Origin of the sequence: Pseudophaeobacter sp. (genome assembly GCF_048267565.1) — a bacterium.
Classification (GTDB): Bacteria; Pseudomonadota; Alphaproteobacteria; order Rhodobacterales; family Rhodobacteraceae; genus Pseudophaeobacter; species Pseudophaeobacter profundi.
In genome coordinates, this window is record NZ_JBLWXG010000003.1 from 399,175 (window position 1) to 413,305 (window position 14,131).

17 protein-coding genes, 1 tRNA gene and 1 pseudogene are annotated in these 14,131 nt (G+C 59.3%); 12 read left to right on the forward strand and 7 right to left on the reverse strand.

Annotated elements, in window-relative coordinates; genetic code table 11:
- Window positions 1-125: 125 nt before the first annotated feature.
- From murA to hisD, 3 genes are all read left to right on the forward strand, one after another.
- A complete protein-coding gene (gene murA, locus ACN0VH_RS10465; RefSeq protein WP_278922734.1) occupies window positions 126-1,394 on the forward strand; it encodes a UDP-N-acetylglucosamine 1-carboxyvinyltransferase in 1,269 nt (422 codons plus the stop codon).
- Between the two features lie 4 nt (window positions 1,395-1,398).
- Window positions 1,399-1,875: a DUF2948 family protein gene (locus ACN0VH_RS10470; RefSeq protein WP_278922733.1), complete on the forward strand. Its 477-nt coding sequence runs from the start codon at window positions 1,399-1,401 to the stop codon at window positions 1,873-1,875.
- Window positions 1,876-2,158: 283 nt separating this feature from the next.
- Window positions 2,159-3,463 carry a histidinol dehydrogenase gene (hisD, locus tag ACN0VH_RS10475; protein WP_417700579.1) on the forward strand — a complete coding sequence of 435 codons (1,305 nt, stop codon included), beginning with the start codon at window positions 2,159-2,161 and terminating at the stop codon, window positions 3,461-3,463.
- A 101-nt stretch (window positions 3,464-3,564) separates the two neighbouring features.
- Here hisD and ACN0VH_RS10480 read toward each other — a convergent pair whose 3' ends face one another.
- Window positions 3,565-3,774: a hypothetical protein gene (locus ACN0VH_RS10480; protein WP_278922731.1), complete on the reverse strand. Its 210-nt coding sequence runs from the start codon at window positions 3,772-3,774 to the stop codon at window positions 3,565-3,567.
- A 46-nt stretch (window positions 3,775-3,820) separates the two neighbouring features.
- Here ACN0VH_RS10480 and ACN0VH_RS10485 point away from each other — a divergent pair, with 46 nt between their 5' ends.
- The 9 genes and pseudogenes from ACN0VH_RS10485 to ACN0VH_RS10525 all read left to right on the forward strand — a co-directional run.
- Window positions 3,821-4,300, forward strand: coding sequence for a UPF0262 family protein (locus tag ACN0VH_RS10485; RefSeq protein ID WP_278922730.1), 480 nt, complete (start codon window positions 3,821-3,823; stop codon window positions 4,298-4,300).
- Window positions 4,301-4,303: 3 nt separating this feature from the next.
- A complete protein-coding gene (locus ACN0VH_RS10490) occupies window positions 4,304-4,762 on the forward strand; it encodes an arsenate-mycothiol transferase ArsC (protein WP_278922729.1) in 459 nt (152 codons plus the stop codon).
- Between the two features lie 559 nt (window positions 4,763-5,321).
- Window positions 5,322-6,200 (forward strand): carbon-nitrogen hydrolase family protein, encoded by an 879-nt coding sequence (locus ACN0VH_RS10495; protein ID WP_417700580.1) that lies wholly within the window; start codon window positions 5,322-5,324, stop codon window positions 6,198-6,200.
- 84 nt (window positions 6,201-6,284) lie between these two features.
- The gene (infA, locus tag ACN0VH_RS10500) at window positions 6,285-6,503 is read left to right on the forward strand and encodes a translation initiation factor IF-1 (RefSeq protein ID WP_005620785.1); all 219 of its coding nucleotides are present in this window, start codon (window positions 6,285-6,287) and stop codon (window positions 6,501-6,503) included.
- Between the two features lie 137 nt (window positions 6,504-6,640).
- A complete protein-coding gene (locus tag ACN0VH_RS10505; protein WP_278922727.1) occupies window positions 6,641-7,222 on the forward strand; it encodes a Maf family protein in 582 nt (193 codons plus the stop codon).
- Window positions 7,219-8,241 (forward strand): ribonuclease E/G, encoded by a 1,023-nt coding sequence (locus ACN0VH_RS10510; protein ID WP_278922726.1) that lies wholly within the window; start codon window positions 7,219-7,221, stop codon window positions 8,239-8,241. The genes ACN0VH_RS10505 and ACN0VH_RS10510 overlap by 4 nt, the downstream gene beginning before the upstream one ends.
- A complete protein-coding gene (locus ACN0VH_RS10515) occupies window positions 8,238-8,441 on the forward strand; it encodes a DNA gyrase inhibitor YacG (RefSeq protein WP_278922725.1) in 204 nt (67 codons plus the stop codon). The genes ACN0VH_RS10510 and ACN0VH_RS10515 overlap by 4 nt, the downstream gene beginning before the upstream one ends.
- Before the next feature lie 82 nt (window positions 8,442-8,523).
- Window positions 8,524-8,598 (forward strand) — tRNA-Phe (locus tag ACN0VH_RS10520).
- Between the two features lie 228 nt (window positions 8,599-8,826).
- A pseudogene (locus tag ACN0VH_RS10525) lies at window positions 8,827-8,934 on the forward strand (ATP-binding protein); the annotation flags it as partial.
- Window positions 8,935-9,333: 399 nt separating this feature from the next.
- Here the strand turns inward: ACN0VH_RS10525 and ACN0VH_RS10530 are convergent.
- The 6 genes from ACN0VH_RS10530 to ACN0VH_RS10555 are packed head-to-tail and all read right to left on the reverse strand — an operon-like array spanning window position 9,334 to window position 14,126.
- Window positions 9,334-10,362 carry a zinc-binding alcohol dehydrogenase family protein gene (locus ACN0VH_RS10530; RefSeq protein WP_278922705.1) on the reverse strand — a complete coding sequence of 343 codons (1,029 nt, stop codon included), beginning with the start codon at window positions 10,360-10,362 and terminating at the stop codon, window positions 9,334-9,336.
- Between the two features lie 22 nt (window positions 10,363-10,384).
- Window positions 10,385-10,729 carry a cupin domain-containing protein gene (locus ACN0VH_RS10535; RefSeq protein ID WP_417700581.1) on the reverse strand — a complete coding sequence of 115 codons (345 nt, stop codon included), beginning with the start codon at window positions 10,727-10,729 and terminating at the stop codon, window positions 10,385-10,387.
- The gene (locus tag ACN0VH_RS10540) at window positions 10,726-11,826 is read right to left on the reverse strand and encodes an alkene reductase (RefSeq protein WP_417700582.1); all 1,101 of its coding nucleotides are present in this window, start codon (window positions 11,824-11,826) and stop codon (window positions 10,726-10,728) included. The genes ACN0VH_RS10535 and ACN0VH_RS10540 overlap by 4 nt, the downstream gene beginning before the upstream one ends.
- Before the next feature lie 47 nt (window positions 11,827-11,873).
- The gene (locus tag ACN0VH_RS10545; protein WP_278922702.1) at window positions 11,874-13,052 is read right to left on the reverse strand and encodes an MFS transporter; all 1,179 of its coding nucleotides are present in this window, start codon (window positions 13,050-13,052) and stop codon (window positions 11,874-11,876) included.
- Between the two features lie 14 nt (window positions 13,053-13,066).
- The gene (locus ACN0VH_RS10550; RefSeq protein WP_417700583.1) at window positions 13,067-13,738 is read right to left on the reverse strand and encodes an SDR family oxidoreductase; all 672 of its coding nucleotides are present in this window, start codon (window positions 13,736-13,738) and stop codon (window positions 13,067-13,069) included.
- Complete coding sequence (locus tag ACN0VH_RS10555) at window positions 13,731-14,126, reverse strand: VOC family protein (RefSeq protein WP_278922700.1); 396 nt, start codon at window positions 14,124-14,126, stop codon at window positions 13,731-13,733. The genes ACN0VH_RS10550 and ACN0VH_RS10555 overlap by 8 nt, the downstream gene beginning before the upstream one ends.
- Between the last annotated feature and the right edge of the window lie 5 nt (window positions 14,127-14,131).

Sequence of the window (14,131 nt, forward strand, 5' to 3'; positions counted from 1 at the left end):
CTCGCAGCGAGAGGATCGACTGAAAGCCTCATTGAAAGCCAATATGGCGCGCCGAAAGGCGCAGGCAAAGGCACGCGCAGTGAAACAAGAAACAACGACCGAAGAGTCGGAAAGGTAGAGGCGAGATGGATTCGATTTTGGTAAAAGGCAGTGGCCCTCTGAAGGGCCAGATTCCAATTGCAGGGGCCAAGAACGCCTGCCTCGCCCTGATGCCAGCCACGCTGCTCAGCGAAGAACCGCTGACCCTGACCAATGCGCCACGGTTGAGCGATATCAAAACCATGACCGAACTGCTGCGATCCCTGGGGGCGGAAGTTTCCAGCCTGCAGGACGGGCAGGTTCAGGCGCTCTCCAGCCATAATATCGACAACCACGTCGCCGATTATGAAATCGTGCGCAAAATGCGGGCCTCCAATCTGGTACTGGGGCCGATGCTGGCGCGGCTGGGGCAGGCAGTGGTCTCGCTGCCGGGCGGCTGTGCCATTGGGGCGCGGCCGATGGATCTGCACATTCACGGCCTGGAAGCGCTTGGCGCCGAGATCGAGCTGAAAGACGGCTATCTGCACGCCAAGGCGCCAGGCGGACTCAAGGGGGCGATGATCGAGCTCAACTTTGCCTCGGTGGGGGCCACCGAAAACATCATGATGGCCGCCACCCTGGCAAAGGGCACCACGGTGATCAAGAACGCCGCCCGCGAGCCAGAGATCGTCGACCTGGCGGACTGTTTGACAAAAATGGGCGCCCATATTGATGGCGCCGGAACCGGAACCATCACCATTGAAGGAGTGGACCGGCTGCATGGGGCCACCCATCCCGTTGTCACCGACCGGATTGAACTGGGCACCTATATGCTCGCCCCGGCAATCTGTGGCGGCGAGGTAGAGCTGCTGGGCGGACGTCTTGATCTGATTGGTGCCTTTGTCGAAAAACTGGATGCGGCAGGCATTGATGTTACCGAAACCAAGGCAGGACTGATGGTCAAGCGTCGTGGCGACCGGGTCAAGGCAGTGGATGTCACCACCGAACCCTTCCCCGGCTTTCCCACCGACCTGCAGGCGCAGATGATGGCCCTGATGTGCACCGCCGACGGCACCAGCGTGCTAGAAGAGAAAATCTTCGAGAACCGCTTTATGCACGCGCCAGAACTGATTCGTATGGGCGCCCAGATTGACGTACAGGGCGGGCATGCCACGGTAACAGGCGTTGAACGCCTCAAGGGCGCACCGGTTATGGCTACTGATCTGCGGGCCTCTGTCTCGCTGATCCTGGCGGGCCTTGCGGCCGAAGGCGAAACCATCGTCAACCGGGTTTACCATCTGGATCGCGGCTATGAACATGTTGTGCGCAAGTTCTCTGCCGTTGGTGCCAAAATCGAACGCATCAAGGGGAGCTAGGCAAATGTCAGACGCCAGCTTTCATGATGGCCGCGAAGTTCCTGTGAACCTCGGCGCACTCAGCCCCGAAGATCTGGAGGTGATTTCCAGCCTGGTACAGGACGCGGTTTTTCCGGTCACGGAAATGAGCTGGCAAGCCTCGCAGCACCGCTTCGCTCTGCTGCTCAATCGGTTCCGCTGGGAGGACAAGCCAAGCGCCGAAAAACGCGCACGCGCCTATGAACGGGTCCAGTCGCTGCTGGTTATCGACACTGTTCTGGGCGTGGCCTCGCAGGGGCTTGATCGCGGCAACAAGGACCTAGTGCTGTCGCTGCTGTCCGTTCACTTTGAGCCCGGCGAGGATGGCGCGGGCCATGTACTGCTGACCCTTGCAGGCGATGGCAGCATCCGCCTGTCGGTCGAAGCGCTCGAAGTCACGCTGCGTGATGTCACCAAACCCTATGTGGCCCCTTCAAAATCGGCTCCAGACCATAACCTCTAACTCCTTTGTGCGGGGCAACCCATCAGCCAGGGCAGACATCAGGACGGAAAAGTAAGACCGCCCGGCCACTGCCTTTGATGCCTTCATGACAGCGCAGCTGCAGCCTCCACAATTACCAGCACGCCAGAGCGCGCAACAGGCTGGCACAACCACAGCCCTGCGCCACAGGACCCGCCAAAGCCGCGGATGCGGCAGATAGGCAAAACGCTGCAAACCAAGCGCTAACGCTTGTCGCCGGCCCCGCGGGGCGATATGTCCGCACTACCAGCCGGAGAGAGCCAATATGCCCGTTTTCCTTGATTCATCTGACGCCGATTTCGAAACAGCCTTTACCACCCTGCTGAACGCCAAGCGCGAAGACAGCCCGGATGTGGACGCCGCCGTCGCTGAAATCATCGCCGATGTGCGCCACCGGGGTGACGCCGCCCTGCTGGAGCTGACAGCGAAATTTGATCGGCTGGAGCTGAGCGCTGAGCAACTGGCGATTTCTCCTGCCGAGGTAGACGCGGCAATTGCAACAGTCTCTGCCCAGGATCGTGCCGCGCTAGAGTTGGCCGCTGAACGGATACGGGCCTACCACGCCCGCCAACTGCCCGAAGACGCCGAGTGGCAAGACGCCACGGGGGCCACGCTGGGCTGGCGCTGGTCCGCAGTGTCTGCAGCTGGCCTCTATGTACCAGGGGGGCTGGCCTCTTACCCCTCTTCCGTCTTGATGAATGCAATCCCCGCCCAGGTCGCCGGTGTCGAACGACTGGCTATCACTGTCCCCACCCCGGATGGGGTGCTGAACCCGCTGGTACTGCTGGCGGCCCGACTGGCTGGCGTCACCGAAATTTACCGCGTCGGCGGTGCCCAGGCGATTGCCGCCCTGGCCTATGGCACTGAAACCATTGCCCCCGTCGATAAAATAACTGGCCCCGGCAATGCCTTTGTCGCGGCGGCCAAGCGTCGGGTATTTGGCAAAGTGGGAATAGACATGATCGCCGGCCCGTCTGAAATTCTTGTGATCGCCGACAAAAACACCCCACCTGACTGGATTGCCCTGGATCTGATGAGCCAGGCCGAACACGACGAAAGCGCCCAGTCGCTGTTGATAACCGATAATGCCGACTTTGGCCGCGCCGTGGCCGCTGCAGTAGAAGCCCGGTTGGAAACCCTGGAACGCCGGGCCATTGCTGCAGCCAGCTGGCGTGACTATGGCGCCGTGATCACGGTGCGGGACCTGGACGAAGCCGCCGCCCTGTCCAACCGTATCGCCCCAGAACACCTGGAGCTCTGTGTTGCTGACCCACGCGCGCTGAGCAACAAAACCATCCATGCCGGCGCCATTTTCCTCGGGCAGTTCACCCCTGAAGCAATCGGCGACTATGTCGGCGGGCCAAATCACGTCCTGCCCACGGCGCGGTCAGCCCGATTTTCCTCCGGATTGTCGGTGATGGATTTCATAAAACGCACAACCCTAAGTCAGATGACGCCCGATGCACTGCGCGCCATTGGTCCTGCAGCAGAGGTCCTAGCACGGAGCGAGAGCCTTGAAGCGCATGGCCTCTCAGTCACCGCTCGCCTGAAGGCACTGAATAAGAAATAGGGGCGCTGCCCCTCTTGGCCTCTGGCCAATTCACCCAGGGATATTTTTCGCCAAATGAAACCTGGTTCACCTCCCGATTCCGTAGACAAAACCGGGAGGCTTCACTTGGCGCGGTCATCGGCGTCCCCGCCTGTACCGCGCAGACAGGCTAGAAAAGATTCGGTTGCAAACGCCAGCTTCATTTGGCCCGAAATATCCTCGCCGAAGGCATGCGTGCATTTTTCATAGAAAAATGACGCAAATATAATGCTGCCTTTCTGCTGGGCAAATGCTTGTTTTGAGAACTGGGCATTTGCCCCAGATCGCGCCATAGCTTAGGACTTGAATGAAACGCTATCCCGTCAGAGATCAAACGCCATGAGCCGCATCAGTCAAATCGAGTTGGACGACCGCAACCTCCCCCCGCCCACTGCTGAGATCGAGCAGGAACGCAAGGTGGCGATCTATGACCTGATTGAGGAAAACTCCTTTACCCTGCCCTCCCGCGACGGGCATTCAAGAATTGACGGCCCCTACCACCTGGGTCTCGCCATTCGTGAAAAACGCTTGGTCTTTGATCTACAAACCGAAGCTGGGGCGAAAGCTGCGGAATTTCATCTGTCGTTGTCTCCCTTCCGCCAAGTGGTCAAGGACTACTATCAGATCTGCGAGAGCTATTTTTCTGCGGTAAAGACTCTGCCGCCCAGTCAGATTGAAACCATCGACATGGCACGGCGTGGCATTCACAACGAAGGCAGCCGGGTGCTGCAAGAGCGCCTGGAAGGCAAAGCAGAGGTCGACACCGACACTGCCCGTCGGCTCTTTACGCTCATCTGTGTGCTGCATTTCGGGGGCTGACGGGTGAAGGAGTTGCCGCAGTCCATCCTGTTCTGCTGTGACCACAACGCGGTCCGCTCGCCCATGGCCGAGGGGATCATGAAGAAATTCTATGGCACTGGCACCTATGTGCAATCCGTTGGCGTCAAGAATGATCTTGAGATCGACGGTTTTTGCATTGCGGTCTGTCAAGAGATTGATGTGGAGTTATCGCGTCATAGGTCACGCTCTTTCGACGAGATGGAGCAATGGGGCGACGATCTCTCCTCTTTTGATTTGGTGGTGGCGCTCTCGCCCGCGAGCCAACGCCGGGCGTTGGAACTGACGCGCGTCTTTCATCTAGAGGTCGAATACTGGCCCATCATGGACCCAACCGGGCTGGGCGAAACCCGTGCGGCCAAGTTGGACAGCTACCGCCAGACCCGCGACCAGATCATCAAGCATCTCACCGCCCGCTGGCCCCCCCCGCAAGAGATCACATAAGCCAAGACACCATCGTCAGCCGTTTCAGCGACATGGCCACCGCGCTGAAGTGTGATGCGCCAGAGGCGCCCCAATCCGCGAGACTATCAAAAAGTGCTGAAAGTCCCTGAGCGCCGCCTTGGTGCTGTCTGGCAGGTTGACACCGCGACCCGCATGCCATTGGTCGGCCACGCCGGGCATATTGCCAAGGTATTTTATCAAGCGTTTCACAACGTGTTTGCGACACCGAATCGCAACTATTGCCGAAGTCTCCAGGCCTGTAGAAGTGGTTCCCCCCTCCGCCTTTGCAAGGGGCACTCCCCCGTGCGCCCGTACGCGCCACAAATCACGCCCCGCTCGCCCTTGGCGACGCAAACGCGGATATCCCCAGGCAGGAGCCAGTGTTCGTTTCGCTTGGGAATGGGTCGGCAGCCGCACGGGCAGGCACGAACAGTTGCAATTTCAAACATACCCCCTCTTCCAGACAGCTTGGCCTGCGCAAAGCCAGTGCAGTGGTTGTCATTTCACCTCCGCTCTGTCTTGCTGCGCCAAACCAGAGATAACGTGAGGGCCTGATCCGATGAAAATTGCAACTGCAGCATATCCGCTTGATTGGTTCGATAACTGGGCGCAGTACGAAGACAAACTTTCTGCCTGGGTTGCCGAGGCCGCGACCCAGGGGGCGGATCTATTGGTCTTTCCCGAATATGGCGCGATGGAGCTATCGACCCTGGCGGGTGAAGAGGTCGCGGCGGATCTGCAACGATCCATTACCACGGTATCTGAGCGGATGGAACAAGCAGCAGCACTGCATCAGACCCTGGCGGCGGAACATAATGTATATATTCTAGGGGCTTCTGCCCCTGTCCATGCAGGGTATGATCTCCCTGTCAACCGGGCGGAATTCTACAGCCCCTGCGGCAAACGGGATCATCAAGACAAGCAGATCATGACAATGTTTGAGCGTGACCCCTGGAAAATTGGGGCGGGCGGGCCGTTGAAAATCTTTGACACGGCGCTTGGAAAAATTGGCGTGCTAATCTGCTATGATAGCGAATTCCCCCTGTTGGGGCGGGCGCTGGCCGAGGCAGATATCCTCTTGATGCCCTCTTGCACCGAGGCCCTGGCCGGCTATTGGCGGGTGCGGATTGGCGCCATGTCGCGGGCGCTGGAAACCCAATGTGTGACTGTGCAGTCCTCTGTTGTTGGTGCGGCGCCCTGGACCACATCTGTGGACATCAATGTCGGCACCGGCGGCATCTTTGGCCCGCCAGATACCGGTTTTCCCGCCACCGGCGTGCTGGCTGAAGGAGAGCTCAATCAGCCGGGTTGGACCTATGCCGAAGTCGATGTAAAAACCATTGCCGATGTGCGCGCCGACGGCGTAGTACGCAACCGAAGCCATTGGCCAGAGCAGGAGCAGAGGATAAAAACCTCTAGAATCCGCCTCAAGCGGTGATTGCGCCCTTGATATATTGGCCAAATGGGATCATTTAGGCGCAGTTCCCGCAGACTGGCGGGGTAATGCGAAGATGGAGACAACATGGCCAAGGAAGATACGCTCGAATTTCCCGGTGTTGTGAAGGAACTCCTGCCCAATGCGACGTTTCGGGTCGAGCTGGAGAACGGCCATGAGATCATCGCACATACGGCAGGCAAGATGCGCAAGAACCGCATCCGTGTTCTGGCTGGCGACCGGGTCCAGGTGGAAATGACACCCTATGACCTGACCAAGGGCCGGATCAACTATCGCTTCAAGTAAGCCGTTGATCCACCAATTGAACCAAAGCCCGGCTGTTCCGCCGGGCTTTTGTTTTTTCCGGCCTGCGCTTATGACAGGCTGACAGACAGGGCCGACTGATACAGAGGCCGGGCACAAAGAATAGCGGAGAGCCAAGCATGGCGTTCATTCTGGGATCAGGCAGTCCACGACGGCTGGAGCTCTTGGCGCAACTGGGAATCACCCCGGATGACATATGCCCGCCGGATATCGACGAATCCCCCCTGAAGGGGGAATTGCCCCGCGCCTATTGCGCCCGGGTCACTCGCGAAAAAGTTGCTGCTGTGCCTGCCCAGGACAGCGACGTGGTGCTTTGCGCCGATACCACAGTGGCACTGGGACGGCGCATTCTGGGCAAACCCGCCGATGCGGGCCAGGCCGCTGAGTTTCTGCTGGCCCTGGCAGGGCGTCGCCATCAGGTGATTACGGCGGTTGCCGTGCGCAGGGGGGATCAGCTCTGGCAGCGCGCGGTGGTCAGCCAGGTCAGGATGAAGCGCCTGTCTGATGTCGAACTCAACGCCTATCTCGCCAGCAACGACTGGCAGGGCAAGGCAGGGGGCTATGCCATTCAGGGGCCCGCTGGGGCCTTTATTCCCTGGATCAGCGGCTCTTTCACTGGCATCGTTGGCCTGCCCCTGGCCGAGACTGCAAATCTGTTGCTGGCCGCAGGCTGCACACTCTACAAGGAGGCCACCGCATGAAGGGCCGCTCGATCATTCTGGACCACATTCAAGGCCGCGAAGCCGCTGCGTTGATGGTGGATGGCAAGCTTGAAGACTTCTTCATTGATGGTGATGCACCGCTGCCCGGCACCGTGTACCGCGCCCGCGCCGACCGCCCCGTCAAAGGCCAGGGCGGCATGTTCCTGTCAACCCCGGATGGCCCCGCCTTTTTGCGCCAGGTCAAGGGCTTGGCCCCGGGACAGATGCTCTTGGTGCAGGTCACCGGCTATGCCGAGCCCGGCAAGGCGATTCCGGTGACGCAGAAACTCTTGTTCAAGAGCCGCTACGCCATTGCCACACCTGATGCGCCGGGGCTCAATATTTCTCGCTCCATCCGCGACGAGGAAGAGCGTGACCGGCTGCTCGAAATCGCCCACGGGGTGCTGGAAGGGGCCAGCTATGGCATGATCCTGCGCTCTGCCTGTGCGGGGACCGATGCCGATGAAGTGGCAGAGGATATCGAAGCCATGGCTGATCTGGCAGCACAGGTTCTGGCCGATGCCGAGGGCGACACCGAGGTGCTGACCGAAGGCGATGGCCCGCATCTGCGCGCCTGGCGCGAATGGAGTGCGCCTGCGGATATCTACCGCGAAACCGGCGATTTCGAACATCACGGCGTGCTGGATGCGCTGGAAACAACGCTCTCCATCCGCGAACCGCTGCCCGGCGGGGCCCATCTGTTCATCGAAGCCACGCGCGCCCTGGTCGCGGTGGATGTGAACACCGGCAATGATACCTCTCTGGCGGCTGGGACCAAGGCCAATATCGCCTGTGCCAAGCACCTGCCCCGCGCCCTGCGCCTGCGCGGACTTGGCGGCCAGATCGTGATTGACGTGGCACCGATGCCAAAGAAGGACCGCAGCACCTTTGAAAGTGCGCTGCGCGGAGCCCTGCGCACCGACAGTGAAGACACCATCCTGGTTGGCTGGACCAATCTTGGCAATTTTGAACTGCAGCGCAAACGCGGCCGCACCGTCCTTGCTGACCTTTTGACATGAGCTGCCCAATCTGCAGCGCCCCGACCGCGCCAGGCTACCGCCCCTTCTGCTCCAAACGCTGCGCCGATCAGGATTTAGCCAAATGGCTCAATGGCAGCTATGCCATCCCCAGCAATGACCCTGAAGACATTGAAAAGGCAATAGAAGAATCCACTGACGCTGAGGCGACCGGCGATAGTTCTGCGCCAATCCGACATTAGTGCTTTTCTTGCAAAAAGCCTCTGGACACCGCCGCATGGACGTCTTAGAAGGCCCACACCCAAGGCGAACAGCCTTTCCCATGCCCGGGTAGCTCAGGGGTAGAGCAGTGGATTGAAAATCCTCGTGTCGGTGGTTCGATTCCGCCCCCGGGCACCATTAGATCAAACTTAAGTTCTTGTTTCTTCTGCTAAAATAAATGCAGGAACTTATGATTTTGTCACACATTCCGTACACAATTCTTCGAAAGAACGTCTTCTACTATAACCGTAGGACACCCAAGTTGGCTGTTGATCTTTACGGCCCATCTATCCGACTAAAGCTTGGATCAGACGAAGCCCTAGGGTCAGGACCCATTGATTTCCGTATGGCGGCGTGAACCGAGTAGAATGGCCAAGTGTCTTCGGTGGTGCGAAGATGACCACCGCACTGCTCGACCGCCTGACGCATCACTGCGAAATTGTCGAAACCGGAAACGAAAGCTGGCGCTTAAAAAAACCGCGCAGCCCCACCGCAGCTGCGTTAAGTGAGAACTACGCTGCGCCGGGCCTACTCAACACCAGAGGGGGCAGCATTCAATGCCGATCGACAATCATACCCGCAAATTGCAGGACCGCGACACTCAGGATGACCGGCAAGTCGCCTCGTGTCAGAATCGGCAGGCGGTGTCTGGCAATGACGATCAGGACAGCAACGACTGGAGCACGAAGCAGAAAGCGAAGGCTTACCATCCAAAACCGGGAAAATGGTCAAGCCCGGACTTCATCACGGGCAAGTTCACCCCTAACAGCAAAACAGACAGGCCAAGCATGTCAAGAGCACTAACCTGTCCGGGAGTGACATCGGCCGAGCGTACAATGCGTTGGCCGATGGCTTGTTTCCTGATCTTGTGTATCAGAACCCCTCAAGCACAATCTTGCCCTTTGCGGTGCCAGCTTCGATTGCAGCATGAGCCTTGCGCAGGTTTTTCGCATTGATCGGCGACAGTATCTCGCTCACTGTGGTACGAATGCGGCCCGTGTCGATTTCATCGGCCACAAAGCTCAGCAGCTTGTGTTGCTCGATCATGTCTGGCGTCTGATGCATGGCGCGGGCGAACATGAACTCCCAGTGTAGCGAGGCTGCCTTGGTCTTCATGCCGGCCATCGGCATCGGCAGGTCGGCATCATCGATTGTCACGATCCCCCCCTGCGGACGGATCAATTCGACTGCAGCATCCCAGTGACGCATGTCGTTGAAGATTGCGATGTGATCGGCATGTTGGAATCCAAGCGCCCGGGTTTGCGCAACCATATCCTCATGGTGGTTGACTGTATGATCCGCCCCCAGCTCCTTGACCCACGCGATGGTCTCAGGGCGCGAGGCGGAGGCGATCACGGTCAGACCAGCGCGCTTGGCCAGTTGGATGGCAATCGAGCCAACGCCGCCAGCGCCACCGATCATCAGGATCGATTGACCGACATCAGCGCCATCACGGTCGATGCCGAGACGGTCGAACATGGCCTCGTAGGCGGTGATCGTGGTCAGGGGCAGAGCAGCTGCCTCGGCGTGACTGAGGGTTTTAGGCTTGTGTCCAACGATACGCTCATCGACCAGTTGAAATTGCTGATTGGTGCCGGAACGGGTGATATCACCCGCGTAATAGACCTCGTCGCCCGGTTTAAAGAGCGTCACATCCGGGCCGACCGCGCTTACGATCGCAGACGCATCCCAACCCAGAACGCGCGGTGGTTCCTCAATCTTGTCCTTCGGGGCACGTACCTTTGTGTCGACAGGGTTCACGGCAATCGCCTTCACCTCGACCAAAATGTCATGGCCAATTGGTGCAGAGACGGGCAATTCAACGTCGATGAAGGCTTCTGGATCGCTGACCGGCAGATAGCGGGTCAGCGCAACGGCTTTGCTGTTGGTCATGTGTTGCATTTGTGTATTCCTTTTTTGGGTATCAGTGATCGAACTCGACTGTGACAAAGACCAGCTCGGCGTCGCCGGTGTTGGTCAGGTCGTGGATGAAGCCACTTTCGGCGGTCAGGTCGGGGAAATGCTGCGTTTGACGATTGGTATAGGTGATGTCCTGAATCCGGCCATCGCCGTAGCGCGACCTTGCCGTTCCGTCGGTCAGGACGGTCCAGAAATACGGGCGGTCATGGCGATGTGCTGAAAGCGTCTCGCCGGGGGCAAGACGCAAGTGCCAGATCCGCATACCCCCTGCTTCGGCGACACGCTCGGTGCCGGTCCGATCGTTGCCATGGGCGCGCTCAACCTCGTCGGCGGAAAGGGGGCAGCTCATGCCGCCGCCCCATAGTTGCTGTAGGAGGTATATCCTTTCCGATCGCCACCAAAGAGCGTATCGCCGTCGAAATCTGCCAGCGGCAAACCTTCGGCATAGCGGCGCGGCAGGTCTGGATTGGCGATGAAGGGGCGTCCAAAGGCCACGACATCCGCTAGACCCTCGTTCAGAATGGCATCGGCTTTGTTCTTGTCATAGCCACCGGCAACAATGATTGCACCTGCGAAAGCCTCGCGCAGGGCTTTGCGGAAGGCGCGCGGTGTTTCCGGGGCGTCATCCCAATCGGCTTCCGCGATATGGATGTAAGCAATCCCGATACGCCCCAGTTCCCTGGCCATCGCCAGGATTGTATCCGGCGCTGCGGGGTCATCCATCCCACGCTGCGTGATGAAGGGTGAGATGCGGATGCCGACGCGATCCGCACCGATTTCAGCGGCCACGGCCTCAACCACCTCGACCGCAAAGCGAATGCGGTTTTCAACGCTGCCACCGTATTCGTCCGTGCGCTTGTTCGAACTCGCGCGCAGGAACTCCTCGATCAGATAGCCGTTGGCCGCGTGGATCTCGACACCATCGAAGCCGGCCTCCTTGGCATTGCGGGCCGCCTTGGCATAATCGGCAATGACGGCTGCGATTTCAACTGTTTCCAGCGCGCGGGGTGTCGGGCATTCCACCATGCCGCCGTCGCCGGTGGCGGGGTCGACGACCCAGACGGTTGAATCCGGGGCAATCGCCGAGGGTGCGACGGGCTGACCATCTTCATGGAACATCGCATGGCTCATCCGGCCGACATGCCAAAGCTGGTTGACGATGCGTCCGCCTGCCTGATGTACAGCATCGGTCACCTTGCGCCAGCCTGCAACCTGTTCCTCCGAGTGAATACCCGGGGTGAAAGAGTATCCCTGACCCTGTTGGGTGATCTGAGTGGCTTCGGTGATGATCAGCCCCGCATTGGCACGTTGGGCATAGTATTCAGCCATCATCGCATTGGGGATGTTGCCGGGCTGGTCGGTGCGGCAGCGTGTCATCGGGGCAAGTGCAATGCGCGATGGCAGGTCAATGGCGCCGACTATGGCTGTATCAAAAAGCGTGGTCATCTTTGATCCTTTCGGAGAGGTTTGGTCTGAATTGCGGTAAAGTTGGCTCAGGCGTGGCATTGCACGCCGGAACGGGATTTGCGTTCCTGTGTCAGGATGAACAGTACGCCCAGGACCGGAACCATGGCTGCAGCAAAGGGTATTGCGGTTGCTCCCAGTGTGCTGTCGACGACGGCAGCCCCGATGATCCCGCCCAGCGCATTGGCGATATTGAAGGCAGAGATATTAGCCGTAGCAGCGAACTCTGGCGCTTTGCTGCCGAACTTCATCACCCGCATTTGCATCGCTGGCACGTTTGCAAAGCTCATCACGCCAAAGAGGAAAGCAGCGACGACAAAGGGCCATTTGGAAGGTGCGGCAAAACCAGCCACGACAAGGGCTGCGATCATCGCGATGGGCCAGCCGATCAGGGACAGGCGCAGATTGGCATCTGCGGTACGGCCACCCAAGGCGTTGCCCAAGACAAGCCCCAGCCCGACGATGACAAGAACCCAAGTCACGTCAGCGCGTGCAAATCCAGCCACCTGTTCGGCCACGGGAGCGATGTAGCCATAGAAACCCATGAACCCCGTCCAGGCCAAAACGGTATAGGCGAGGCTCGCAAGCAGGTTGCGGTCGGCAAATACACCGATTTGGCCCCGAATGGATGCCACCACTTCACGACCCTGACGCGGAATCGCGGACAGGATGGCAAGCGTGGCAATCACACCCAGAACCGCTACAATCAGAAAGGTGGCGTTCCAGCCAAAAGCATTGCCGACCCAGGCACCGCCCGGCACACCGAGCACATTGGCAAGGGTCAGACCGGCAAACATCTGCCCCACTGCGCGGCCTTCCATATCCTTGGAAACAAGCCGCGTCGCAACAACGGCCCCAATGCCATAGAAGGGGCCCTGGGTCAGACCGGCAACAACACGGCTCACCAAAAGCGTAGTATAATCCCCGGCAAAGGCGGACATGACATTGCCGAAAATGAACAATCCCATCAGACCAAGCAACACATTGCGTTTGTCGAACCGCGTAAGCCAGAGCGTCAGGATCGGACCACCGATCACAATCGCCATAGCATAGGCTGTAATGAGTTGCCCGGCTTGACCTTCGGTGATGGCCAGATCCTCGGCGACCTGGGTGAGGAGGCCCGCGATCACGAATTCCGCGGTTCCGATAGCAAATGCGGAGAGGGTGAGGACCCAGACCTGTAGGGGGAGTTTTGATCCGGTAGACATTGGAATAATCCTGTTCAGTTGATCAACGCACCGCCGTCGATGTCGATCACGGCACCGGTAACGGAGGGGGTTTCGATGGCAAAGAGATGACCTGCAGCCACGTCCTGCGGTTGGGCCACGCGACCAGCGGGCAAGCGGGACGCCGCCCCGTCAAGCATCTGCTTGCGCGCATCCGCATCCATGCCCGCATAAGCCTCTGTCTCGGTCAGGCCGGGGCTGACAACATTGACACGGATCGGGGCCAACTCCTTGGCGAGGATTTTGGCGGAGGCTTCGAGGGCGGCGTTCATCGCGGTTTTGGCTAATGTCCCAGGGACAGTTCGCCTGGCCAGGAAACCACTGGTGAAAGTGATCGTGCCACCTGGCCGCAGGTTCGGGGCTGCGGCCTGCGCCGCGCGAATACTACCCCAAAATTTCGTGTCGAAGGCTGCGTGCGCGGCATCGAGGTCGAGGGATTCAATCGGTCCACCCGGCGCTTGCGAGCCTGCGGTGAAGACAAGATGGTCGATCAGGCCCTGTCGTGCAATCCAGGCAGCCAGAGCGGCGCCGTCCGAGGCATTGACGCCCGTCGAACGGCTGGCGCGTACCACTTCGGCACCGCGCGCGGTCAAGGCATCTGCCACCGCCGCGCCGATACCCGATGTGCCGCCGATCACGATAGCCTTCTTTCCGGTCATGTCAGTCATTTTCTTCTCCTGAGAAAGGGGTGGTTTCGCGGAACACGGTTTCGATGAGCTGTCCGCAGGGGGCATGGAAGAACAGGCGCCGCTCGTTCAGTTCGGGCAGATCCATGGTGGAATACCGGATGCTTTTTTCTTCGAGGCTGGTGCGAAAGCGGGAGTAGCCGGTCAGGCGAAATCCGACGTGGTCCCAAGCTTCGGGGCTGGAGTTCGGACCTAGCCCACGGGAACCGATCAAATGGACAATTGGGTCGTCACCGGCATAAAGCCAGTGGCCCGGAATCCGCTGGATTACCTTGGGGCGCGGCTTTTCTTCAAGCCCGAAGACATCGACAAAAAAGTCCCGTGTTCCGGTGAGGTTTCGGGTGCGTATGGTCACATGGTCAAGTTGCATCGTGC

Coding starts and splice junctions, on each gene's coding strand:
- infA (WP_005620785.1), top strand. CDS start 6,285: ATGGCCAAGGAAGATACGCTCGAATTTCCCGGTGTTGTGAAGGAACTC.
- ACN0VH_RS10470 (WP_278922733.1), top strand. CDS start 1,399: ATGTCAGACGCCAGCTTTCATGATGGCCGCGAAGTTCCTGTGAACCTC.
- ACN0VH_RS10495 (WP_417700580.1), top strand. CDS start 5,322: ATGAAAATTGCAACTGCAGCATATCCGCTTGATTGGTTCGATAACTGG.
- ACN0VH_RS10545 (WP_278922702.1), bottom strand. CDS start 13,052: ATGTCTACCGGATCAAAACTCCCCCTACAGGTCTGGGTCCTCACCCTC.
- ACN0VH_RS10505 (WP_278922727.1), top strand. CDS start 6,641: ATGGCGTTCATTCTGGGATCAGGCAGTCCACGACGGCTGGAGCTCTTG.
- ACN0VH_RS10480 (WP_278922731.1), bottom strand. CDS start 3,774: ATGGCGCGATCTGGGGCAAATGCCCAGTTCTCAAAACAAGCATTTGCC.
- ACN0VH_RS10515 (WP_278922725.1), top strand. CDS start 8,238: ATGAGCTGCCCAATCTGCAGCGCCCCGACCGCGCCAGGCTACCGCCCC.
- ACN0VH_RS10530 (WP_278922705.1), bottom strand. CDS start 10,362: ATGCAACACATGACCAACAGCAAAGCCGTTGCGCTGACCCGCTATCTG.
- ACN0VH_RS10510 (WP_278922726.1), top strand. CDS start 7,219: ATGAAGGGCCGCTCGATCATTCTGGACCACATTCAAGGCCGCGAAGCC.
- hisD (WP_417700579.1), top strand. CDS start 2,159: ATGCCCGTTTTCCTTGATTCATCTGACGCCGATTTCGAAACAGCCTTT.
- ACN0VH_RS10540 (WP_417700582.1), bottom strand. CDS start 11,826: ATGACCACGCTTTTTGATACAGCCATAGTCGGCGCCATTGACCTGCCA.
- ACN0VH_RS10485 (WP_278922730.1), top strand. CDS start 3,821: ATGAGCCGCATCAGTCAAATCGAGTTGGACGACCGCAACCTCCCCCCG.
- ACN0VH_RS10550 (WP_417700583.1), bottom strand. CDS start 13,738: ATGACTGACATGACCGGAAAGAAGGCTATCGTGATCGGCGGCACATCG.
- murA (WP_278922734.1), top strand. CDS start 126: ATGGATTCGATTTTGGTAAAAGGCAGTGGCCCTCTGAAGGGCCAGATT.
- ACN0VH_RS10555 (WP_278922700.1), bottom strand. CDS start 14,126: ATGCAACTTGACCATGTGACCATACGCACCCGAAACCTCACCGGAACA.
- ACN0VH_RS10535 (WP_417700581.1), bottom strand. CDS start 10,729: ATGAGCTGCCCCCTTTCCGCCGACGAGGTTGAGCGCGCCCATGGCAAC.